23 protein-coding genes are annotated in these 22,458 nt (G+C 64.5%); 6 read left to right on the forward strand and 17 right to left on the reverse strand.

Annotation, left to right across the window (positions count from 1 at the left end):
• The first annotated feature begins 124 nt into the window (after window positions 1-124).
• Window positions 125-1,246: a 5-methyltetrahydropteroyltriglutamate--homocysteine S-methyltransferase gene (locus HNS03_RS03090; RefSeq protein WP_367193001.1), complete on the forward strand. Its 1,122-nt coding sequence runs from the start codon at window positions 125-127 to the stop codon at window positions 1,244-1,246.
• Window positions 1,247-1,452: 206 nt separating this feature from the next.
• On the opposite strand, the gene HNS03_RS03095 is transcribed toward HNS03_RS03090, so the two are convergent.
• Genes HNS03_RS03095 through HNS03_RS03115 form a run of 5 tightly spaced genes read right to left on the reverse strand, consistent with a single transcriptional unit; the run spans window position 1,453 to window position 4,901 of the window.
• Window positions 1,453-2,301: a class III extradiol dioxygenase family protein gene (locus HNS03_RS03095; RefSeq protein ID WP_367193003.1), complete on the reverse strand. Its 849-nt coding sequence runs from the start codon at window positions 2,299-2,301 to the stop codon at window positions 1,453-1,455.
• Entirely contained in the window at window positions 2,301-2,678 is a 378-nt protein-coding gene (locus tag HNS03_RS03100; RefSeq protein WP_367193005.1) for a protocatechuate 3,4-dioxygenase, read from the reverse strand. Before HNS03_RS03100 ends, HNS03_RS03095 begins: the two co-directional genes overlap by 1 nt.
• Window positions 2,675-3,487 carry an alpha/beta fold hydrolase gene (locus HNS03_RS03105; protein WP_367193006.1) on the reverse strand — a complete coding sequence of 271 codons (813 nt, stop codon included), beginning with the start codon at window positions 3,485-3,487 and terminating at the stop codon, window positions 2,675-2,677. Before HNS03_RS03105 ends, HNS03_RS03100 begins: the two co-directional genes overlap by 4 nt.
• Window positions 3,484-3,936, reverse strand: coding sequence for a nuclear transport factor 2 family protein (locus tag HNS03_RS03110; protein WP_367193008.1), 453 nt, complete (start codon window positions 3,934-3,936; stop codon window positions 3,484-3,486). The genes HNS03_RS03105 and HNS03_RS03110 overlap by 4 nt, the downstream gene beginning before the upstream one ends.
• The gene (locus tag HNS03_RS03115; protein ID WP_367193009.1) at window positions 3,933-4,901 is read right to left on the reverse strand and encodes a fumarylacetoacetate hydrolase family protein; all 969 of its coding nucleotides are present in this window, start codon (window positions 4,899-4,901) and stop codon (window positions 3,933-3,935) included. Before HNS03_RS03115 ends, HNS03_RS03110 begins: the two co-directional genes overlap by 4 nt.
• A 505-nt stretch (window positions 4,902-5,406) precedes the next feature.
• On the opposite strand from HNS03_RS03115, the gene HNS03_RS03120 reads away from it, so the two are divergent.
• Both HNS03_RS03120 and HNS03_RS03125 read left to right on the forward strand, forming a co-directional pair.
• Window positions 5,407-6,723 (forward strand): phytoene desaturase family protein, encoded by a 1,317-nt coding sequence (locus tag HNS03_RS03120; RefSeq protein WP_367193011.1) that lies wholly within the window; start codon window positions 5,407-5,409, stop codon window positions 6,721-6,723.
• Window positions 6,724-6,816: 93 nt separating this feature from the next.
• Window positions 6,817-7,953 carry a CaiB/BaiF CoA transferase family protein gene (locus HNS03_RS03125; protein ID WP_367193013.1) on the forward strand — a complete coding sequence of 379 codons (1,137 nt, stop codon included), beginning with the start codon at window positions 6,817-6,819 and terminating at the stop codon, window positions 7,951-7,953.
• A 45-nt stretch (window positions 7,954-7,998) separates the two neighbouring features.
• On the opposite strand, the gene HNS03_RS03130 is transcribed toward HNS03_RS03125, so the two are convergent.
• The gene (locus HNS03_RS03130; protein ID WP_367193014.1) at window positions 7,999-9,186 is read right to left on the reverse strand and encodes an enoyl-CoA hydratase-related protein; all 1,188 of its coding nucleotides are present in this window, start codon (window positions 9,184-9,186) and stop codon (window positions 7,999-8,001) included.
• 27 nt (window positions 9,187-9,213) lie between these two features.
• Between HNS03_RS03130 and HNS03_RS03135 the strand changes: the two genes are divergently transcribed.
• Genes HNS03_RS03135 through HNS03_RS03145 form a run of 3 tightly spaced genes read left to right on the forward strand, consistent with a single transcriptional unit; the run spans window position 9,214 to window position 12,018 of the window.
• Window positions 9,214-9,768, forward strand: a complete 555-nt coding sequence (locus HNS03_RS03135) for an ester cyclase (protein WP_367193015.1) — start codon at window positions 9,214-9,216, stop codon at window positions 9,766-9,768.
• Window positions 9,769-9,813: 45 nt separating this feature from the next.
• A complete protein-coding gene (locus tag HNS03_RS03140; protein WP_367193016.1) occupies window positions 9,814-11,349 on the forward strand; it encodes a long-chain-fatty-acid--CoA ligase in 1,536 nt (511 codons plus the stop codon).
• Between the two features lie 30 nt (window positions 11,350-11,379).
• On the forward strand, window positions 11,380-12,018 hold the full coding sequence (locus tag HNS03_RS03145; protein WP_367193017.1) for a TetR/AcrR family transcriptional regulator: 639 nt from the start codon (window positions 11,380-11,382) through the stop codon (window positions 12,016-12,018).
• A 20-nt stretch (window positions 12,019-12,038) separates the two neighbouring features.
• Here the strand turns inward: HNS03_RS03145 and HNS03_RS03150 are convergent, their stop codons facing one another.
• The 11 genes from HNS03_RS03150 to HNS03_RS03200 all read right to left on the reverse strand — a co-directional run bounded on the left by HNS03_RS03150 (window position 12,039) and on the right by HNS03_RS03200 (window position 22,299).
• Window positions 12,039-12,752 (reverse strand): nitroreductase, encoded by a 714-nt coding sequence (locus HNS03_RS03150; RefSeq protein WP_367193019.1) that lies wholly within the window; start codon window positions 12,750-12,752, stop codon window positions 12,039-12,041.
• Window positions 12,753-12,769: 17 nt separating this feature from the next.
• Window positions 12,770-13,573 carry a MaoC family dehydratase N-terminal domain-containing protein gene (locus tag HNS03_RS03155; protein ID WP_367193020.1) on the reverse strand — a complete coding sequence of 268 codons (804 nt, stop codon included), beginning with the start codon at window positions 13,571-13,573 and terminating at the stop codon, window positions 12,770-12,772.
• Window positions 13,570-14,385, reverse strand: a complete 816-nt coding sequence (locus HNS03_RS03160; protein ID WP_367193021.1) for a CoA ester lyase — start codon at window positions 14,383-14,385, stop codon at window positions 13,570-13,572. Before HNS03_RS03160 ends, HNS03_RS03155 begins: the two co-directional genes overlap by 4 nt.
• 1 nt (window position 14,386) lies before the next feature.
• Complete coding sequence (locus tag HNS03_RS03165; RefSeq protein ID WP_367193022.1) at window positions 14,387-15,550, reverse strand: acyl-CoA dehydrogenase family protein; 1,164 nt, start codon at window positions 15,548-15,550, stop codon at window positions 14,387-14,389.
• A 36-nt stretch (window positions 15,551-15,586) separates the two neighbouring features.
• Window positions 15,587-16,492: an SDR family oxidoreductase gene (locus HNS03_RS03170; RefSeq protein WP_367193024.1), complete on the reverse strand. Its 906-nt coding sequence runs from the start codon at window positions 16,490-16,492 to the stop codon at window positions 15,587-15,589.
• A 102-nt stretch (window positions 16,493-16,594) separates the two neighbouring features.
• Window positions 16,595-17,374 (reverse strand): enoyl-CoA hydratase/isomerase family protein, encoded by a 780-nt coding sequence (locus tag HNS03_RS03175; protein ID WP_367193025.1) that lies wholly within the window; start codon window positions 17,372-17,374, stop codon window positions 16,595-16,597.
• Window positions 17,371-17,772 (reverse strand): MaoC family dehydratase, encoded by a 402-nt coding sequence (locus tag HNS03_RS03180; RefSeq protein WP_367193026.1) that lies wholly within the window; start codon window positions 17,770-17,772, stop codon window positions 17,371-17,373. Before HNS03_RS03180 ends, HNS03_RS03175 begins: the two co-directional genes overlap by 4 nt.
• Before the next feature lie 115 nt (window positions 17,773-17,887).
• Window positions 17,888-18,307 (reverse strand): hypothetical protein, encoded by a 420-nt coding sequence (locus HNS03_RS03185; RefSeq protein ID WP_367193028.1) that lies wholly within the window; start codon window positions 18,305-18,307, stop codon window positions 17,888-17,890.
• Window positions 18,308-18,572: 265 nt separating this feature from the next.
• A complete protein-coding gene (locus tag HNS03_RS03190) occupies window positions 18,573-19,817 on the reverse strand; it encodes an acetyl-CoA hydrolase/transferase family protein (RefSeq protein WP_367193030.1) in 1,245 nt (414 codons plus the stop codon).
• Entirely contained in the window at window positions 19,814-21,010 is a 1,197-nt protein-coding gene (locus HNS03_RS03195) for an acetyl-CoA C-acetyltransferase (protein ID WP_367193032.1), read from the reverse strand. Before HNS03_RS03195 ends, HNS03_RS03190 begins: the two co-directional genes overlap by 4 nt.
• A 92-nt stretch (window positions 21,011-21,102) precedes the next feature.
• Window positions 21,103-22,299: an acyl-CoA dehydrogenase family protein gene (locus HNS03_RS03200; protein WP_367193033.1), complete on the reverse strand. Its 1,197-nt coding sequence runs from the start codon at window positions 22,297-22,299 to the stop codon at window positions 21,103-21,105.
• Between the last annotated feature and the right edge of the window lie 159 nt (window positions 22,300-22,458).

Here is a 22,458-nt window from a genome sequence, read left to right on the forward strand (position 1 = left end):
TTGAAGATCTGCCAGCAAGCTACTGATTTAAATGGGTCTTTTGGGTCGAAGTTTGAGTGTCCGCGCCCAAGGGCGTGGCCCGACTGTCGAGGTCCATCGAAGGTCCACAACAAGGGAGAGACTGATGACCGCCCGACCGCCGTTCCGCGCCGACCATGTCGGAAGCCTGCTGCGCCCGGCCTCGCTCAAGCAAGCGCGCAAGAAGCACTTCGAGGAGCATTCCGTCTCCGCCGACGAGCTCCGCGCCGTGGAGGACACGGAGATTCGGAAAGCGATCGCCATGCAGGAAGAGGTCGGGTTGCCGGTGGTGACCGATGGCGAGTTGCGCCGGTCCTGGTGGCACTACGACTTCATGGGCATGCTGAATGGCCTCGATATCGAGACCCAGGAGGGCGGTGGCCTCAAGTTCAAGGGGCTGACGACGAAGCCGCAGGTCATCGTGCTCAAGGACCGGGTGAGCTTTCCCCAAGATCATCCGATGCTGGCGCACTTCAAGTTCGTGGCGGAGAACACCAAGGTCACGCCGAAAATCTCAATTCCCGGGCCCTCCGCCTGCCACTATCGGCTGATGGATAAGAACAACCACGTGCGGGAGTATCAGGAGGACCTGGGCGCCTACTTTGCCGATCTGACGCAGACCTACAAGGACGCGGTGAAGGCCTTCTACGATGTCGGCTGCCGGTATCTGCAGATGGATGACATCTTCTACGCCTATCTGTGCGACGAGACGATCCGGCAGGAATGGCGCGATCGCGGGATCGACCCGGATTGGCTCATCTCCGAATACTCCACCATGATGCGCAATGCGGTCGCCGGCCGACCGGAGGACATGGTGATCGGCATGCACATGTGCCGCGGCAACAACCAGTCGACCTGGGTCGCCGAGGGCGGCTACGATCCGGCCGCGGAGGCTGTCTTCTCCACCGGCATCGACGTCTTCTTCATGGAATATGACAGCGACCGGGCCGGTGGCCTGGAGCCGTTGCGGTTGCTGCCCAAGGGCAAGCAGCGCGTTATGCCCGGCTTCATCACCACCAAGACGCCGGAGCTTGAATCGCTCGATCATCTGCGGCGGTTGTTCGACGAAGCCTCGAAATATGCCGATCTCGACCAGATGGGCATCGCGCCGCAGTGCGGCTTCTCCTCCACCGAGGAGGGCAACAAGGTGACCGAAGACGACCAGCGCCGGAAGCTGGAGCTCGTGGTCAAAACGGCTGAGGCCATCTGGGGCAGCACGACGGCTTAGAGCGTTTTCAGGTCAAGCGGAAACCGGTCGGCTGTCCGGAAACGCGTCGAAACAATAACTTGACCCGCTCTGCTTTTCCGAGAATAGCGGAGCGGGTCAAGAGCCCTATCCGTTCGGACGGAAATATCCGAGCGATAAGAAATGGGCCCAGATTCAATTGCTTGAGCATGTCCGGTTCCAAGCGATTAACGTGAACGGGGCATGCTTTACGCGGCCGGGCCTTCTTCGAACGCGATCACGCCGCAGCCGGTGATCGCCGGGAAGGTGTAGTAGCGGTAGACTTCGCGGATCTCGTCGGAGAGCGCGCCGCGCATGGCGAACCAGATCGCGAGTTCCGCGGCCTCGGTGCCGCCCAGACGCATCAGCTCGCGCTGCGGCACCTCAACGAGCGTGTTCACTTCGGGGCCGATCTTGTCGAGGAACCATTCGTCGAGGGCCTCGTTGGCGATGCCAAAGCGGGCGCCCGAGATCTGGTGCGACATGCCGCCGGTCGCGACCACGAGGATGCGGTCATCGCTCGGAAAGCTCTCCAGCGCTTTGCGTAGTTCCTGGCCGAGATAGAGCAGCCGCTGCGACGTCGGAATCGGATGGCGGACCATGTTGATCGCGATCGGCGTGGTCGGCACGTCCCAGGGCGGATCCATCAGATAGGGCAGCCAGGAGTAGATCCCGTGATCCACCGCGAGATCCTGGCAGACGGTCGGATCGAACCCGGCCTCGCGTACCAGATGCTCCGTGACGTGCCAGCCGAGCGCCACGTCGCCGGTCAGCGAGGGATAGGGCCGAGGCCCCCAGCCTTCGTCCGCCTGGCGGAATTCCGGCGCCACGCCGATGGCGATCGTCGGGTAGGCGTCGAAATCGAAGTGGTTCAGATGGTCGTTGTAGACGATCACGATCCGGTCGGGCTTGAGCTTGCTGAGCCACGCCTTGACCGGCCGCGTTCCGTCGTACCAGGGCTGCCAGTGCGGCGCGAAGCCATTCGCGATGCCGCGGTCGTACTCGATGCCCATCGACGGCGTGTGCGAAATGCCGAAACCGGCGACAATTCGGGCCATCAGCTTTCCTCTCCAGGCAGTGCGGAGACCTTCCGCGGACAGATCGCCATCAGCTCGTCCGCCGTCATGCCGGCGTTGTGGGCGCCGATGTGCCAGAGATTCTCGCCAACGGTGGCGGCGACCTTCAGCATCGACTGGAGATGCCCGCCGGCCTCGATCAGGCCGGTCCAGTCGCGGGCGAGCACGAGCGCGATTTCCGTGTCGCTGAGACCCGCGCCGCGCATATAGCCTTCCTCGTCGGCGAGGAACGCCTTGCGGTTGTCCGGACGGCGCAAGCTCAAGCCGAACCGGGTGAGGTTGTAGCCCTTGGTCGCCATCTCGCCGGTGTAGAGGAAGGTGCCGGGCGGATCGAGGCTCAACGGGATGGTGTTGCTCATTGGGTGGCCTCGCTGGTCGCCGGTGCCGTCTCGTCCGCGAACTGCAAGAGCAGTCGGTTGAACGCGTCTTCGGCTTCGAGATTCACCATGTGGCCGACGTCCTTCAAGGAGACGAGCCGGGCCTGTGGCATGTCCGCGGCGATGCGGCGGGCTATCTCCCGGTAGCCGGCGGCGTCGCGCTCGCCGCTGATCACGAGGGTTGGCGTGGCGATCGTGGGAAGCGCCTCGGGAAGCCCGGGGATCGGCGCTTGTGGGTCGGTGTTGGTCCAGTGCCAGCCGGAATAATCCTCGACCATCGCCGTCATCACGTCGCGCGCTCTCGGCGCATCGGCAAGGGAAGCAAACAGCGGATGCCCCAACCAAAAGGCTTTCACCGCAGCCACGTCGTGCGTCCGGGCGTAGGCCTTCGCCGCCTCCGGAGGGCGTTCCTCCGTCCACACATGGCCCGGCAGGCCGGGGGCGGCAAGCAGCAGGCCGGAGAGCCGGTCCGGAAAGCGGCGGGCGAAAGCCAACGCAATGTTGGCGCCAAGAGACAGGCCGACGACGAGCGGCCGCTGAAGACCATGGGAGTCGATCATCGCCAGAAGGTCGTCGGCGTGATCGTACGGGCCGGAAGGGAGGGACGACGCGCCGAAGCCGCGCAAATCGTAGCGCACGATCCGATAGGTGGGGGCGAGCGCCCGCGTTTGGGGGTCCCACATGCGGGTATCGCAGGAAAAGCCGTGGAGCAGCACCACGCCAGGTCCATGCCCGGCGGTATCCCAGGCGAGCGAAGCGCCCTGCAGCTCCAGGATCCCGCTATCCGTCATGACGAAGACCTCGACGGCAGTTCGGGTACTGTGTCGCTCAGCATGACGGGTGCGATCTGCCGCACCGCGATGCGCCAGCCGCGGTCGGGCGTGCGAAAGTAGCGATCGCTGACATCGGCTACTGCGAACGGATCGGCCGGCCGGATCGGCAGCGGGCCGGACCCTGCGAACGTCAGCCAGACGCTGGTGCCGCTTGCCCGGTCGACGCCTTCGAACGCGATCCGCAGCCCGGAGTAGAGATGCCGGGAGACGCGATCCCCCGCCGCGCGTGCGGCGAAGAATGCGCGCATTTCCTTTTGTCCGTTCAACTGCCGCGCACCATTGGCATAGCGGACGTCCTCGGTGAACAGGTCGACGAAGCCGTCGAGGTCACCATGGTCGAGGCGGTGGCCGAACTCGTCGTTCAGCGCCTGAATGGCCAGCCGATCGTCGAGCCGCAAGTCGGTCACTGGTTCACCACCGGATTTTCCAGCCGCCCGATCCCGGAAATCTCGACGCTGACGGGACCGCCCAGCGACGTCACGTCGGCTGTGTGAAGGCTGCGCTTAACGCCCGGCTGCGGCCGGAAGGCCGTGCCCATCGAAATGACGTCGCCGGCCCAGAGCGTGTGAAAGCGCGTCACGAAGGCGATCACCTGCTCCACGGAGTAGGTGTAGAAGGCCGTCGAATCCTCGGCGATCTGGGTGTCCTTGTGCCAGCATTTGACCGAAAGATTGTGCGGATCGGTCAGCTCGTCCTTTGTGACGAGCCACGGCCCCATCGGCCCGAAGGTGTCGGAGCCTTTGTAGCGCGCGGTATAGCTCAGATGCTGCTCGCGCTTTTCCACGATATCCGGATCGTCCTTCTTCGGATAGAGCGCATAGTAATGGACCATGTCCTCCGCCCGCATCGCGTTGCCGGTCATGTCGTTCATGATGGAGTAGCCGAACACGCAGTCCATCGCGTCTTCTGCCGCGACGTCCTTGCAGTCCTTGCCGATCACGACGGCAAGCTCGGGCTCGGGATGGACGGAACCCATCTCGCTGCGCGTCACGATCGGCTGCTGATGGCCGACGAGGCAGGAGGCGGGCTTCAGGAAGAACAGCGGATGGTCGGGCGCGCTGATCTTGCGGGCATTGGAGGCGGAGTTGTTCAAGGCGATCCCGATGATCTTATAGGGTCGCCGAACCGGCGGGTGCCAGGTGATCTCGTCGAGCGGGATCGCCTCGACGGCGCCAGGATTGTCGCTGACGTGGCGAAAGACGGCCTGCAGGGTGTCGCGCGCCGAAGCGCCGGCCTGGATCAGATCGCTCATGTTGCGATAGTCGCAGGAGAGGCCCGCCGCGTGAGCGGCAGCGGTCAGCTCGACAATGCCGCCGACTCCTTCGAACCCGACAAAATCCTCCCCACGATACCCGAAACTCGCCAGTTTCATATTTTTCCTCCCAAATAATTAACTTGTTATATTTTTGTGCGCAATGCTGTCAACCGGCTGGGTCCTGCCACAGTGTGACGCGGAAGCCGGCATTGGGCCAATGTTCTCCTTGAGCGTGTTCCGTTTCTCTCGGACTCGCGGGGCGGGGCTAAATTCTTGTTTCGACGCGCTTGCAGCCACCCGGTTTCCGCTCGGCCTGGAAACACTCTCTAGGAGATCTTTCGTCGGTCTGTGCCGCTGGCGGCCATGCGACGGCATAGGGCGCGCCGCAAAAAAAGGGGGCGGCTGTCTGCCGACGTCCCGTCCTCACTCACCGCGTTTTGAGGAGAGCCGGCCTATTTGGTGACGGCCGCTGCAAAATCTCGTCGATCTCGGCCGCGGCTACTGAGCCGCCGAGGGCCAGTGCAGTCAGCAGCGTCAGCCGCATTGCAGGGAATAAAAAGCTGGACGGTCGGTTTAATATAAAGCAAGTTCCTCCCAACCAATAGATCCGGGAGAGAACGCCATGAATGCAGCCATGCGCTTCGACGCGATTGTCATCGGTGCCGGGGCGGGGGGATGCCATGCGGCCGCGCGGTTGGCGGCTGCGGGGCGGCGTACGCTCTTGATCGATGATCACGACTATCTCGGGGGGCGGGCCGGTACCGAGATCATCGACGGCCACAAGGTCAACATGGGCGCCATCGCGCTCGAGCCGGGTGGCGTGTTCGAGGAGACCTTCGCGCTCTGCGGTGCGCCGTTGGAGATTCGCGAGCCCAACCCGGCCACCGTGTTCTTTCTCGAAGGCAAAGTCGTGAACGTACAGAAAGGCGGCCTGGGGCTGCTCCTTGGCGGCCTGACGAAACATGCGTCCCGCGTGCTGGACCAGTTTGCCAAGGCGCGCAGCGGCGATTTGCCGGACGGCCGCCAGTCGACGGAGGACTGGCTCAAAGGCTACACCAAGAACGAGACCGTCCACGCGATCTTTCGCAATCTCTGCGCGGCGATCTTCGCCATGAACGCCGACGAGATCCCGGCCCGCGCCTTTCTCACTTATTTCACGTCGAAAGGCGCCTTCAAGCGTTTCGGTTTCCATCCCGAAGGCACCATGGGGGCCTGGCAGGCGCTTGCCGATGCGGTTGTCAGGTTGGGCGGCGAGGTTTGGCTGTCCTCTCCGGCGGAGAAGATCGAAGTCGAGAACGGCCGAGCGGTTGCCGTGCGGATCCGGCGCGAGGGCGGCGAGGCCGTTCGCGTGGAAGCCGACACGATCATCTGCAATGGCGGCCCGAAAGCGGTGGTCACCCTCGCGGGCGAAGACCATCTTTCCGCCGACTACGTGCGGCAGACCAGGGATCTGCTGAAGCCGGCCGCGAACATCGTCTACAACTTCGCCTCCCGCGAGGACATTATGCCGGCGCCGGGGATCATGACCTTCGGCAAGACGCGGCGGCTGTGCAATATGGCCAACCTGACGGCCACGTGCCCCGAGCTGGCGCCCGATGGCTGGCACCAATATGTCGCTTATGCGGTACCCAAACCCGCGATCGGCGATTTCGAGAGCGACGCGGAAGTGACGCTCGGTCTGGAAGACCTGCGCGAGCAGTTTCCCGGCTTCGACGACAAGGTGAAGATGCTGTCGGTTCGCGTCATGCGGGACGACTGGCCGGCCCAGCGCAGCGGCGCAGGTTACGATATGGATCGGGCGACGGGGATCGACGGCCTTTGGTGCGTTGGCGATGCCGTCAAGCTCTACGGCAACGGTGGCACTCAGGCCTGCGCGGAAACCGCGAAAGTGGTCGTCGACAAGATCCTGTCGGGCACGCCAGCGATTGTGATGGGGTAGCACTTTCCGCAATACTCGGACTTGAGGTGGCGCCCGCGCCGCGGGCGGCCCAGCGTGCCCCTTTTTTGTGTCTCGCAAGCGGTCAGGAAAGAGATGGAGAACAAAGGTCCCCTTCACGGGATACGGATCATCGAGATGGCCGGGCTTGGACCCGCACCGCTTGCGGCGCAGCTCTTGGCTGATCTCGGGGCGGACGTCATCACGGTCGATCGAAAGTCGGGACCGGTCGATCCGACCGACGTCAGTCGCCGCAACAAGCGCTCGGTGGCGCTTAACCTGAAAGATCCCGACGGGACGCGCGCTTGCCGGCGCCTGATCGATGGCGCTGACGTGTTGATCGAGGGGTTCCGCCCCGGGGTGATGGAGCGCCTTGGCCTCGGCCCGCAGTCCTGCTTCGAAACCAATCCGCGGCTCGTCTACGGACGGATGACGGGCTGGGGGCAGGAGGGGCCTTGGGCGAAGGCGGCCGGCCACGACATCAACTACATTTCGCTGTCCGGGGCGCTCAATGCCGTTGGCCACAAGGATCGACCGCCGGTGCCGCCGTTGAACTTTTTCGGCGACTACGGCGGCGGTTCGATGTTCCTGATCTTCGGGGTGCTCGCCGCCCTCCTGGAGCGCGAAAAGTCGGGCCAGGGACAGGTCGTCGATGCCGCGATGGTCGATGGCGTGTCGGCGATGATGTCCATGTTCTACACCATGCGGGCGCGGGGCGCGTGGTCGTCGGAGCGCGAAGCGAACATGCTCGACGGCGGCGCGCATTTCTATCGCTGCTACGAGACCAAGGATGGCAAGGCGGTGTCCGTCGGTGCCATCGAGCCGCAGTTCTATGCCGAACTCTGCGAGAAGGCGGGGTTGCCTCACGATCCGCCGGAGGTGCAGTACGACAAGGGCGCGTGGCCGGGATTGACGGAAAAGTTCGCCGAGATCTTCCGGCAGAAGACGCGGGACGAGTGGGCGGCGATTTTTGCCGGCAGCGATGCCTGCGTGGCGCCGGTGCTGACGATCGAGGAGTCGGAACGACATCCGCATTTGAGCGCGCGCGACGTCGTGTTTCGAGGGGAGGGGGAAGTGTTGCAGGCGGCCCCGGCTCCGCGTTTTGCCCGCACTCCGGCCGGCGCTGTACGTTCGCCGTGCGCCCAGGGCGGCGACAGTGCCGATGTCCTCGCCGAGGCCGGCTATTCGGACGCCGAAATTGCGGAGATGACCACGCGCGGCGTGATCACGTGATCGGGACGTCAGGCCGAACCGGGGTCGGTCTGACGTATTGCTGTCTCACTTGCCGCGAAAGACGGCCGGGCGCTTTTCGACGAAAGCGGCAATGCCTTCGGCAACGTCGTCGGACCGGCTGGCGTCAACGATCGCCTCCACCTCGTCGTTGAGCTGGTCGGCAAGGCTGGTCTCGAACGACTGACGCAGCAGCCGGCGCATCTTTCCGTAGGCGTTGGTCGGGCCGGCTGCGAGCGTTGCAGCGGCCGCGGCCGCTTCTGCGTCGAGCGCGTCGTCCGCCACAACCCGCGACACCAGACCGATGTCCGCAGCTTCCTGGGCGTTCAGACGTCGATTCAGGAGAAAGAGTTCCTTGGCCCGCTGCATGCCGACCAGGCGCGGGAGAAACCAGGTGTTGCCGCCGTCGGCGGTGAGGCCGAGCCGGCCGTAGCCAAGCGCAAACTGCGCGGTGTCGGATGCGAGCACGATATCCGACACATAGAGCAGGCCGAGCCCGCCGCCGCCGATGCCGCCGCGTACGGCTGCGACAATCGGGGCGTCTTGGCTCGTCAGTTTTTCGATTGCCAGATGGAAGCGATCGATCATCCGCCGCAATCGCTTCGGCAGATCCTCGCGGGACGTTTTCGCAAACAGGCCCACATCGCCGCCGACGGTGAAATTCGGTCCGTTTCCGGCGATCAGGATCGCCCGGACATCGTCACGTTCGGCGATTTCGGTTGCCATGTCGAGCAGCTCATAGGCCATGGCTTCGTTGATTGCGTTGCCCTTGTCGGGTCGGTTGAGCCGCAGGGTGGCCACGCCATCGGCGATGGCAAGATCCAAGGTGCGCGTGCGGGCAGCGTCCTGCCAACGGGCGGTGTCGGTAAACTGGGAGAGCGATGTGATCCGGCCGTTCGCGGTCGAGATCAGATGGGCGAAGGCGGCATCCAGAGGGCCGCCGCCGTTACGCCCTTTGCCGCGGTAGCGACCCGTCACGAGAAGGCGTCCGTCGTCCAGGGCGACGATCTCGTCTGCCTCGGCGCGGGCTTCGAAATTGCGCGCGATGACGCCCCAGAAGTTGCGCCGCATGGCCTCCGCGCCGTCATGCGCCCCGCCGATTCCAAATGGCATCCCCTCCGCGCCGTGCCCCACGAACGCAGGATCGATCAAAGCCTCCAGCGTGTCGCGATCGCCAGCGGCCAGCGCGGCGTAAAAGTCGCGCACCAGCTGCGTTTTCGTCGTCTCGATCGTCAAATCGTTTCCTCCCTTTCGGATCCGGGCTTGACCAAAAAACTAAATACTATAATTTTCTTATACAAGTTAGATTTTTTGAGCGAGGTAGATGTGTCTTTTCAATCCCCCGTGCCCGATGCCGTGTCCCTCGATCGCGCATTCGCAGTGAACTGGTATGCCGATGGATGGATCGATTGCTGGAACAGCAACCGGCCCGAGCGTGTCCGCGAGATCGTGACCGAAGACTTCGTATTGGACAGCCCCACCACGCGTCACACCGGCTGGCGGGTCCAGGGCCACGAGGCCACTGTCGCCTATGTCAAATACGTCCTGACTGCTTATCCCGACCTGCAATGGCAGGTGACTGCCCCTCCAATGTTCGCCGACGGCATCGCCCGTGTGGGCTATTTCTGGAACGGAACCGGGCACTTTTCTGGAAGAATAGATCCTCCGGGCGTCGAAGGGACTGGGCGTCCTTTTGAATTCGCCGGCATCGAGGTCTTTGAATTCCGTGGCGATCGCGCGTGTCGTCTTTACGCCACCTACGATCTGATCGGTCTTATGAAGCAGGTCGGTCTCTATAAGGGAGTGACCGCGCGGTAATACAGCCTTCGAATAAAATAAAATTATAGTCTTGGGAGGGACTTGATGGCGGGAAGCCTGAGGGAGTTTTTGGAATTCAACGCGGCATCCACACCGGATAAAGTGATCGTGACGGCGGGTGCGGAAGAAATGACCTGGTCGGAATTGAAGGAGGCGGCCTGTCGCGTAGCGTCGGCGCTGGTCCGCGACGGCGTCGCGCCCCAAGAGCGGGTAATCTACATCGGGAAGAACAGCCCTCGCTTCTTCGAGGTGATGTTTGGTTGCGCGCTTGCGGGCGCGGTGATCGTTCCGGTGAACTGGCGACTTGCGCCCGGCGAGCTTGCCGCGATCGTTGCCAATGCCGAAGCGAAGATCGCGTTTCTCGATACTTCGGTGGTCACCTCGCTGGATGTTGGGCCCGGCAGGGTCGTTGCGTTGGGAGACCACGAAACGTGGGCACCTTACGCGGACTGGATCGGGCCCGCCGAAGATCCGGCGATTCCGGTCGCCGCCGATCACATCGCGTTCCAGCTCTATACCAGCGGCACGACAGGCCGACCCAAAGGGGCCATGTTCGAAAATGCCACCAACCTTCGTGTCCTTCTGGAGCGGATTTCCGTCGAATGGGGTTTCACGGAGAACGATGTTAGCCTCGTCGCGCTGCCGCTTTTTCATATGGGCGGCCTCGCCTGGGCGCTGGCCGGCATGGCGCGCGGTGCACGTGCGGTCGTCGTCCGAGATTTCGACCCGGCCCAAGTCGTCGACATGATCGAGCGCGAAGGCGTGACGATCGCCTTCTTCGTTCCGGCGATGCTGTCCGCGATCTGCGCAGTTCCCGGGATCGGCGATAGACGCTTGGCCCTTCGCAGGGTGTTCTATTCCGGTGCGCCGATAAGTCCGACCGCGCTCTTGAGCGCGATGGCGGCGCTCCACTGCGACTTTGTCCAGATCTATGGATTGACGGAGGCGACGGGCGCGTTCGCGCAGCTTCAGCCGCATGAGCATGATCCGGAAGGACCGCTTGCGCATCTGTTGCTGTCGGCCGGGCGGGCATATCCCTGGGTGGAGGTGCGTGTCGTCTCGATGACGGACGAACGGGACATGCCGGTCGGGGAGATCGGCGAAATCTGGACACGCTCGGAGCAGAACCTCGTGGGCTATTGGAACGATCCGGAGCGCACCAGCCAGGTGTTGACGGCGGATGGGTGGCTCAAGACGGGAGATCTGGGCCGCGTCGACGAGAACGGCCATATTTTCTTGGTCGATCGCGCCAAGGATCTCGTGATTTCCGGTGGCGAAAACGTCTATCCGGTGGAGGTGGAAAATGTGCTCGCCGCTCATCCGCAACTGGCCGAAGTTGCGGTCATCGGCGTGCCGCACGACCGGTGGGGAGAGACCGTGATGGCGATCGTCGTCCCCCGCGCCGGCGAGACCGTTGACGGCGAGGACGTAATCGCCTTCGTGCGTCAACGGCTTGCCAAATTCAAATGCCCGACCGTTGTCGACGTGGTGACGGCCTTGCCCCGCACGGCGACGGGCAAAGTGCTCAAACACGTGCTCAGGGAGCCGTATTGGCGGGGTTATGATCGTCGCATAAACTGAGCGGCCAACCGGAGCGATCGAAAGGATGCTGTGAGAAAGGACAGGGCCAAGGCCGGCGATGAAGCCGCTACGGGGTCGAAGGGCGAACGGACTCGTAAGCGGATCCTCGATGCAACAGCCGCGGAAGTGGCGCGCTGTAGTGTCGAAGGAACCAGCATCAACTCGATTGCGGCGGCTGCGCGTCTGAAGACGGGCAGCCTCTATTTTCATTTCGAATCGAAAGACAAGCTCGTCGAGGCAATGTTTGAGGCAGGTCTCTCCGCCTCTCTCGATCGCCTCGACGCCGCGCTCGCCGATTGTCCCGCGGATGCCGATCCCGCCGTCAGGCTGTATGCGGCGCTGCGTGCACATATCGGCGCGGTGCGTGACATGCGGGACTATACGATTGCCGTGCTTGGACCGTCCTTTCCGAAGGATGCGGCAGGGGCCAACGCGCGCCGGCTGCGACGGGACTACGTGGCGCGATGGACAGAGCTCGTCGATGCGGCGCAGCGTGAAGATATGCTTGCCCGGGAACCCGATCCGGAGCTGCTGCGCGACGCGATCCTGGGCGCGCTCAATGCCGTTGGTCTTTCGGAGCGCTCGCCCGAGACGGTGTTCGAAGCACTCAAGGCATTGATCGGGGATCGGCGGTCCAATGGCCTGGATGCGGCCGACAACGCGGCCTGATCGGTAAGGTGTTCTGCGGCTCAATCCAGCCACGTGGCGATCTCGTCGACCGAGGCGCGACGGGTGCGGAACGCGTTGGCCGGGTGGGTCTCGTCGCCGTAGCCGAAGGAGATGGCGCAGATCAGCGCCCGGTCGTCCTGGATACCGAGCTCTTGGCGCAGGAAATCCGGAAAGCCCGCCACCGCCGCCTGTGGAATGGTGTCCACGTCAAGGCTACGGGCTGCGAGCAGGAACGCGGTGACGAAGCCGCCGCAATCGATGGCGCCGTAGGGACCGAGTTCCTTGTGCGACGTGACGAAGGCCACGTGCGGCGCGCCGAAAAAGCGGAAATTTTCCAGCGCCTGTCGCCGGGCGGCCTCCCGATCGCCGCGCGCGACGCCGACACATTCATAGAGCTGGAAGCCGCATTCGCGACGCCGGGCATGGCGCTCTTCGGAATATCCCGTTGGAAATGCGAAGTCCGGCGTGTCGGAGTGGGATTGGACGTGATCGTAAAGGCGCTCGCTCAGAGCTTTCAGACGCGCGCCTTCAACGATGGTCAGGTGCCACGGCTGAACGTTGCACCAGGATGGTGTGCGGCCGGCGATTTCAAGGATACGAACGACCGTTTCGCGAGGAACGGGATCGGGCCGGAAGCCCCGGCAACTGTAGCGTCCGCGCAGCAGGCGCTCGAGCGTATCGGCGGCTTCGCTCGTCGGGCGGGTGGCGGTTCGGGAAGTGGCCGGGTCGGTCATCGAAGCCTCATGCACGATCAGGAGTGGCTCGCCGTCATCGTTTTGGCGCCGGTGACGGCCTCCACCCAGACTTCCTCGCCGGCGCTTTTCAGGTGGAACGGCTGGCCTTCGAACAGCGGCGTCTGGCCACGATAGCGGAAGACGGACGGGGTCGCGCCCTTCTGCCCGGCCGCGTGGTTCATCAGCAGCGTCGCCTGAAGAGGCCCGTGCACAACAAGCCGGGGATAGCCTTCCTCGTTGACCGCATAGTCGCGATCATAGTGGATCCGGTGACCGTTGAAGGTGATCGCGGAGTAGCGAAACAGCAGCACCGGGTCGGCCACGAGTGCATCAGGTGCCGCCGTCGTCCGTTCCGGCGCGGGCGGTGCGGCGGTCAGGTCCTTGTAGACGAGGTGCTGGATGTCGGTGATCGCAAGGCGTTGCCCGACGAAATTCTCGTGCGTTACGGTGACGAAGACGAGCTGGCCGCTGCGGCCGGATTTCGCGGACACGTCCGTGATGGTCGACACCCGACGGACTGTATCGCCGACCGCAAGCGGGCTGTGAAAGTGGAGCTCGCCGCCGGCCCACATGCGCGAAGGAAGCGGAATCGGCGGCAGAAAGCCGCCGCGCTTCGGGTGGCCGTCGGCAGCAATGCCCTCCGGCGGGGCGATCTCCGGCGACAGGCACCAGTGCAGACCGAGAGGGGCGCCGTCCACGGTGGCAAGCCGCTCGCCGAAGGTCGCGCGGAACTTGGCGACAAGCGCCTCCGTGACGAGGTCGCTGGCCTCATGGCTGCGTCCGATCCAGCTCTTATAGTGGTCGATGTCCAGTTCGCTCATGTCAGGGCCTCCAGCCGCCCGAGAATGTCGCGGGCCTGGGCGAGAACGGGGGCATCGACCATTTGACCGTCGACCGATCGGGCCGCGCCGTCGACGCTGGCGGCGATGATACGCTTCGCCCAGTCGACCCGATCGGGGGCGGGTGCGTAGCCGCGCTTGGCTGGTGCCAGCTGGGCGGGGTGAATCAGCAGCTTTCCCGCAAAGCCGAGCATCGCGCCGTAGGCGGCGTCTGCCTCGATTAGCGCGGCATCGGAAACGGCTGTGGTGACCCCATCCACCGGGGCGGGTTGGCCGGAAAGCCGGGCGGCCAGCACCACTTCGGAGCGGGCAAACAGCAGCGCGTCTCGCTCATGAGCGCATCCGACATCGGCGGCAAAGTCGATGGAACCGAAGGCTATGCGATCGCAATGCCGCGCCACCTCGCGCACATTGGCGATCCCGGTAGCCGATTCCACCAGTGCGATCAGCTTCATCTCGTCGCCAAGAGCGGTCCTGACCCGGTCCAGGCCGGCGCCATCCTCGGCCTTTGGCAAGACGAGGCCATCGATTGGGAGCCCCGACACGGCCGAAAGATCCCGCGGATGCCACTCGGTGTCCGCTCCATTGATCCTTACGAAGACTGGAGCGCCGTCACCGGACTCGGAAAGGGCGGCGGCAACCGCGTCGCGGGCCGCATCCTTCTCGCTTTCCGCGACGGCGTCCTCCAGATCGACGATCACGAGATCGGCACCGGCCGCGCGGGCCTTGGCGAAGCGATCCGGCCGGGTGCCGGGAACGAACAGCGGGAAGGAGAAACGCGAGAACTGTGCCATCTTAAAACGATCGGGGCATTTCGAGCACATGCTCGGCGATATAGGAGAGGATCAGGTTCGTCGAGATCGGCGCTACCTGGTAGAGTCGTGTCTCCCGGAACTTCCGCTCCACATCATATTCTTCGGCAAAGCCAAAGCCGCCATGGATCTGCAGGCAGGCGTTGGCCGCCTCCCAGGACGCATCGGCGGCAAGCAGCTTGGTCATGTTTGCCTGGGCGCCGCAGTCCTCGTTGGCGTCGAACCGCCGGCAGGCCTCGAAGCGCATCAGGTTGGCCGCCTCGACGTTGACATAGGCGCGGGCGAGGGGGAACTGCACACCCTGATTCTGGCCGATCGGGCGGTCGAAGACGAGCCGTTCCTTGCCATAGGCAGCCGCCTTTTCCAGAAACCAATAGCCGTCGCCGATACACTCCGCGCCGATCAGGACGCGTTCGGCATTGAGCCCGGACAGGATGCAACGGAAGCCCCGGCCTTCCTCGCCAATGATGTTCTCCTCGGGGATCTCCAAATCGTCGAAAAAGACCTCGTAGGTCTCGTGGCCGACCATGTTGCGGATCGGCTTGATCTCCATGCCTTTGCCGAGCGCGTCCTTCAGCTCCACGATGAAGACCGACAGCCCATCGGATTTCTTCTTCACATCGGCGAGCGGCGTGGTGCGGGCAAGCAAGATCATCAGGTCGGAGTGTTTGATCCGGCTGATCCAGACCTTCTGGCCGTTGACGACGTAGCGGTCGCCACGCTTCACGGCAGTGGTCTTGAGCTTGGTGGTGTCGGTGCCCGTGGTCGGCTCGGTGACCGCCATCGACTGCAAGCGCAGCTCGCCCGCGGCGATCTTCGGCAGATATTTCTGCTTTTGTGCCTCCGAGCCGTGCCGAAGCACCGTGCCCATGTTGTACATCTGGCCATGGCAATGGCCGGCGTTGCCGCCGCCACGGTTGATCTCCTCCATGACGATGGAGGCTTCGGTCAGACCGAGCCCGGAGCCGCCATAGGATTCCGGGATCATCGCGGCAAGCCATCCCGCCTTGGTCAGGGCGTCGACGAACTGCTCCGGATAGGTTTCGCGAGCGCCGTGGTCGCGGTGATATTCGGGCGGAAACTGGGCAGAGAGATCGCGCAGGGCCTCGCGCAAATCGTCGTGGGCAGTGGGCGCGCTGGTCTTCAAAGGGGGCGTCCTCGCATGCGTTGGGTCTGAAGGCGATTAAATCGGATCCCAGCTAAAGACGTCGGCCGAGACCTCGAGATCGTAGAAGTTCGCCTTGAGTGCGGGGATCGCATGCTCGGCCACCGTTTCGGCGGTCCAGCCTTCGCCGCGATGGACGGAGCGAACAGGCCGCGGCTGGCTGAATAGGAAGATCTCGTTGTTGCGCACGGAGAAGATCTGGCCGGTTACGTCTTCGGACCGATCCGAGGCAAGGTAGATCACCAGCGGTGCGATTTTTTCTGGCTTCATCTCCTTCAGCCGGCGAACGCGCTCCTCCTGCTCGGGGCTGTCGACCTTGATCGAGGAGGTCATGCGGCTCCACGCGAAGGGTGCAACGCAGTTGGAGCGCACGCCCCAGCGCGCCAGATCGAGCGCGATCGACTTGGAGAGGGCGAGAATCCCCATCTTGGCGGCGGAATAGTTGGCCTGGGCGAGATTGCCGATCATGCCGGAAGTGGAGGTCATGTGGATCAGCGAGCCGGAGTTCTGATTGCGGAACACATCGGCCGCTGCCCGAGACACGTTGAAGGCGCCGTAGAGATGGACCTTCAGGACCGCGTCGAAGTCGCTCTCCTCCATCTTGTGGAAGAAGCCGTCGCGCGTGATGCCGGCGTTGTTCACCACCGCGTCGAGGCCGCCGAAGGTGTCGACGGCCTCCGCAACGGTGGCCCGCACGGCGTCGGCATCGGTGACGCTGGCGGTGGAGGCGAGCGCGCGGCCGCCTTTGGCGACGATCTCGTCGACGACCACTTGTGCGGCGCCCTGGTTCTCCGTTTCGCCGCTGAGCGTCACGCCGACATCGTTGACCACGATCGCCGCGCCGGCATCGGCGCAGGCCAGTGCCAGGTCGCGTCCGATGCCGTTTCCGGCGCCGGTAATCAGCACCACTTTGCCGTCCAGCATGGTCGGGGAGTCCTCCTTGTGCGCGTTTGGAGCCGGTCGGCTTGTCGTCTGCCGACGGCCTTTGGCTCATCGTTCTCGCCGGATCCGGCGCTTCGGGTTGCTCTACCGGTCCTTGAACTCCGGCGGCCGCTTTTCCAGGAAGGCGGCCCGGCCTTCGGCGGCATCGTCGCTTAATAGGAGCTCGGGCTGGATCAAGCGTTCGAAATCCAGGGCCGGCGCGATTTTCAGGGCATAGTAGTCTTTGATGGCCCGCAAGGGACGCGGCGCAAGAGCCGTCAGAGTACCGGCAAGCTCAAGGGCGCGGTCCAATGTCGCCCCGGGCTCGACCAGTTCATCGACCAGACCAATGTCGAGCGCCTCTGGCCCCTTTACGGTACGTGCATAGAGCAGGATCTGCTTGGCCCTGGCGAGACCGATGCGGCGGGGCAGGGTCTCCAGAAGGCCATAGTCCGGAATGAGCCCGACCTTGGGAAAGGCGGGCAGGAAGCCGGCCTCGCGTGAGGCAACGATGGTATCGCCGAGAAGCGCGAAGCCGAACCCGGCGCCGGCCGCCCATCCCTCAACCGCGCTGACGACCGGCACCGACGCGCTCGCGATCTGAAGCGCAAGCTTGCGGGAGATATCGAACTGGACCCGTTTTGCGCCGCGCCCCAGGTCCATCGCGGAGAGGTCGCCGCCGGAGCAGAAATGGCCTCCGGCGCCAGTGAGCACGATCGCACGGATTTCCCGATCATTCTCCTGTTCTGCAAAGCCGGCTTCCAGGCCTTGCACCACATGCGGATTCAGCGCGTTTCGGCGAGCGGGATTGTTGAGCGTCAGGATCAGGGTCGATCCGCGTCGCTCCGACAGGACTTGGGCCTCGCTCGTCTCCGGCGCGGTCACGATTGCGCCTCCGAGGCTGCGCGGGGCGCGAGCGTGAGGGAGCCGGCCATAACGGCCGTACCGTCTTCGCGGACGACCGCGACATCGTAAGCACCACCGTCATCGCGACGCGTGGCGCTCGAGGTCAGCCGGTTCGGGAGCGGGGTTGGGGCAACGAAACGCACCGACACGTCCGCGACCATGAGGTCCGGCCCGACGCGTCGTTCGATCCCGGCAAGCAGTAGATTGAGCGCCATCGTACCGTGGGCGATCGGGCCGCCGAATGGTGTGCCGGCGGCAAACTCGGCATCGACATGGAGTGGATTGAAGTCGTTGGTGAGCCCCGCATAGGCGAGGGTGGTCTGTGCGGTGCAGTCGAGAGACACGGCCGGCAGGTCTTGAGGAAAGATTGAGGTCATCGGGCATTTCCCCGGGTCGAACCGATGGGGCCGCCATTTGCTCCGCTCATTCCCGCTTGCGCGGGAATGAGCGGAGAGGGGGGCAATGACATGGGGTTCAACTCCGGTGCTCCCTCTATGCGGCCCAGATCGCGCGGATCTCGCCGGTCAGGATGATGTCGGCGTCGGTTCGGCCCGTGACGGAGAAGGTGACCCAGCGGCGCTCGCGCTTCATCTCCTTGCCGCCGACGTTGAAATCAAAATGCATGAGATCGCCCCAGGCGGCGTCCGTTCCAGTGAACGAAAGCGTTTGCATCGCGTGGACATTTCCCGGCGGGCGCGGCTGGATGACCTTCACATAGGCGTCCATCATCAGCGCGACGGCGAGGCCTTGAGGCACCATCGCCCCGGCCGCTCCGACACTTTCGCCATAGACCTCGTTCCAATGGGCGCGGCGATCGGCATCCAGCGCGAGATCGATTGTACCGAGCGCCATGCCGGGCTGGAAATCGGCGAAGGTCCAGATCTCACCGTCCGGCTCGTGCGATCCGCTCATGAGGTCCGGTCCGGGCGGAGTTTAGGTCGACGAGCCTCTTCCCGCTTCGACTGGAAACGCTCTAGGCCGTCGCGGGCCCCGGCGCGGGACGCCGTCGTGCACTTTCTCATCGTTGGATCTTTCCTCCCGCGCGGCGATGTCTTCTCTGACGGTCATCGATTGCGCATTAAAAAATAAACCGAACAGTCGTCTTAAGTAAAGAGGTGTGGGCGCGTCCGGACAGGGCGATACGAGGCGCCAAAGCGTTTTGTCCGCGGTTCTCGGTTTAGCCCAACGCCTCCCGCAGCTCCGGATGCGCGATGGCGATCAAGGCCTTGCGGCGTTCGGCGTCGGTCTTGCCGCGCAGGTCGGCGTGGCCGAACTCCGTCACGATCACGCCAGCATCGGCCCGAGCGATGCTGGCCGGGCCCGAGAGGGTCGGAACGATCCGGCTGACGCGCCGGCCGTCCTTGGTCAGCGTGGATGACGGCAAGGCAATGATCGGCAGCCCATCATCCGAGGCGGCCGCGCCGCGCAGGAAGTCGGTCCCGCCCCCGACCGCGCCCACATAGCGGCCACCCGCGACCTCGGCGTTGATCTGGCCGGTGAGGTCCACCTCGATCGCGGAGTTGATGGCCGCGAAGCGAGACAAACCGGCCAGTACCTTGGGGTCGTGGGTGAAGCTCGTGGGCGCGAGCTTGATCGTGGGGTGGTCGTGGCAGAAGCGGAAGGTGTCGGCATCGCCCACGATCACGCCGGCGATCGACGCGTCCTGCTGCAGGCCCTTGTGGGTATTGGTTACGACCCCCGCGTTGATCAGCTTGATCAGCCCCGGATTCAGAAGGCCGGAATGGATTCCGAGATCGCGGTGGCCGGAAAGGGCCTCGAGAATGGCGGCAGGCATTGCGCCGAGCCCGACCTGAAGTGTCGCGCCATCGGGGATCAGATCGGCGACGTTGGCGGCAATGGCGGCATCGAGCGGATTGGGTGGTGCCTCGGGGGCGGGAACCGGCGCACGGGAGGTGCGCACGATGATATCGATGTCGTCCAGTCCGATCGTCCAGTCCGATCGGGTGGACGGCACCTGATCGTTGACTTCGGCGACGACCACGCGAGCCTTGGCGATTGCCGAATGGGGATAGTCGCACGCGAGCGCGAAGCTGAACCGGCCCGGGTCGGCCGTCGGCGCGAGCTGCAGAAACAGAACGTCGACGGTGTGCCCGAGCTGTCGAGCCAAAGCCGAATAGTGGCTCGGCAGGATGTCGAGGCAGCCGGCCGAGGCGAGGGCACGGTTGCTCCCTGTCGCACAATAGGAGCGCATGTCGACGACGTCGGCATGCTCGGGCCGAACGGTGCCGGCAAAACCGATCCCGACGAACGCCGAGAAGCGGCCGCCGATCGTGTGCCGCTCGTCCATCAGGCGTTCGCTCAATGTCGTCGGCTCCGCACAGGCCTGTCCCCAGGCCACGAGATCGCCGGGACGGACATAGTCGGCCGGCCGAAAGGCGTCCGCGGCGATCTCCCGGCTCATGCCGCCTCGAAGATCGCGGCCATGCCCTGGCCGCCGCCGACGCACATCGTCTCCAGGCCATAGCGGGCGCCGCGCCGCTTCATCTCGCGCAAGAGCGTCGTCATGATCCGCACCCCGGTCGCACCGATCGGATGGCCGAGCGAAATGCCGGAGCCGTTGACGTTGACGCGCGGATCCCCCTCGATGCCCCAGGACTTCAGCACGGCCAAAACCTGGCAGGCGAAGGCCTCGTTGACCTCGATCAGATCCATGTCGGCAAGCGTCATGCCGGCGCGGTCCATCGCCTTGGCCGTGGCGGGAACGGGGCCGATCCCCATCCTTGAGGGATCGCAACCGGCCGCCGCCCAACCGTTCAGGAAGGCAAGCGGGGTCAGCCCGAGGTCGGCAAGCCGGTCCTCGGCAACGACCAGACAGGCTGCGGCCGCATCGTTCTGCTGGCTTGCATTGCCGGCGGTCACGGTGCCGCCCTTCATGATCGGGCGCAGCTTGGCAAGGCTTTCCGGCGTGGTGTCGCCCCGGATGCCCTCGTCACGGTCCACCACGATCGCCTCGCCCTTGCGCTGGGGCACCTCGATGGCGACGACTTCTTCGGCGAACGTGCCCGCCTCCCAGGCGGCCGCGGCCTTCTGCTGGCTGGCTGCGGCGAAAGCGTCGGCGGTTTCGCGGGAGATCTGGAAATCCGTTGCCAGATTTTCCGCCGTTTCCACCATGCCGGAAATGTAGCCGAAGCGATGCTCGGGCTGGGAGCGTTCGCGTCCGCGGTCGAGCCGGTCATACATGGTGAAGTTGCCGGCGCGTTTTCCCCAACGCGCGTCCACAGAGTAGTACTCGATGTTGCTCATGCTCTCCACGCCGCCGGCAAGCACCACGTCGCAGACGCCGGTCTGCACCATCATGGCCGCCGTCGCGATCGACTGCAGCCCGCCGCCGCAGCGCCGATCGAGTTGCATGCCCGGGACGTCGATAGGAAGCCCCATTTCCAGCGCGATCCAGCGCCCCACGCACGGCGTTTCGGAGTTGGCATAGGACTGGGCGAAGACCACGTCTTCCACCAAGGCCGGATCGAGCCCCGCCTCGGCGAGGACCGCGTTGGCGACGGTCGCGCCCAGCCGTTCCACGGGAACGGGCCGAAGGGCGCCGCCGAAGCGCCCGATCGGACTGCGTAACGGCGCCACGATGGCAGCACGTTTCATGAATTTTTCTCCTTGCGGGATCCTGACAGTCGCCGCCATTTCGGCGAGGCCCGCTTTCGGTCTTTTCCTCGCCAGCACGCTCACTCGATGATTTAGAGCCGCTTGGCGACCTCTTCGAGCATCACTTCCGTCGCCCCGCCGCCGATCCGTAGAATCCGGGCGTCGCGGACCATGCGCTCGATCGGCGTACCGCGCATATAGCCGGTGCCGCCGTGGAGCTGCAGGCAGCCGTGAACCACCTCGTGCAGGATCTCCGGGGCGGTGGACTTGATCATCGCCGTTTCGAGGCTGGTGTTGCGGCCACCGTCGTAAGCTGCGGCGGTTTGGTAGGTCATCGCCCGTATCATGGCGACCTGGGAGGCGAGGCTGGCAAGGCGCTGGCGGGTCGCCTGCTGCTCCCAGAGCGTGCGGCCGAACGCTTTGCGGGTGCGGACATAGTCGAGCGCGAGTTCGATCGCCTTGGCGGCTTCGCCCGACGAAATCGCGCCAACCATCAGCCGCTCGTGTTCGAACCCACGCATGATGGCGTAGAAGCCCTGGTTTTCGCCGCCGAGAAGGTCTTCGTCGGGCACGCGCACGTCGTCGAAATAGAGTTCCGCCGTGTCGGAGGAGAGCCAGCCGTGTTTTTCCAGCTTGCTGGCGACCGTCACTCCGGGGGTGGATTTCGGCACGATGAAGAGGGACAGGCCCCGGCTGCCCTTGGCGTCCGGATCGGTGCGGGCGGCGACGATGATGATGTCGCCATAGACGCCATTGGTGATGAACATCTTGGAGCCGTTGATGACCCAGTCGTCCCCGTCGCGGCGGGCATGGGTCTTGAGGCCGGCGACGTCCGAGCCCGCGCCGGCTTCCGTCACGGCGATCGCGCAGACGGTTTCGCCGCTGCAGATCTGGGGCAGCCACCGAGCCTTCTGCTCCGGCGTACCGACGCGGGTGATGTGGCTTGCCGACATATCGCTGTGGACGGTGACGCTCGACGTCACGCCGCCATAGGAGCTGCGCGCGAGCTCCTCGCCGAACACCACGGAGGCAAGCGCGCCCATTTCCGTCCCGCCATAGGCGGTCTCGTGCTGCATGCCCAGAAGACCGAGCTCGCCGAGCTTGCGGAACAAGGCGCGCGGGATTTTGCCTTCCCGCTCCCAGTCGTCGGCGTAGGGAACGATTTCGGCTTCGACGACCCGTTGAACCTGGTCGCGCAGCATCTGCAGCTCTTCCGGAACGAAGTCCGGATCCGGCAAGCGGAAGCCTTGGGTAAGGGCGCCGTTCTGGCCCGAGATGGGAGCGTTCAAGGCAAATCCTCCTGCTTTCGCCGGTCGTGGCCGGATCGCCCGCGTGGGGCGCCGGCCCTCTGGTGGCGCGTGCGATATATAAACCGGTTATTCGTCCGGTTATTAGATCTTGTGGTATGGCGCTGCGCCGTTTCCGTCAAGATCTCTTGTCCGCAAGGC

This window comes from Amorphus sp. 3PC139-8 (assembly GCF_040750475.1).
Taxonomy (GTDB): Bacteria; Pseudomonadota; Alphaproteobacteria; order Rhizobiales; family Amorphaceae; genus Amorphus.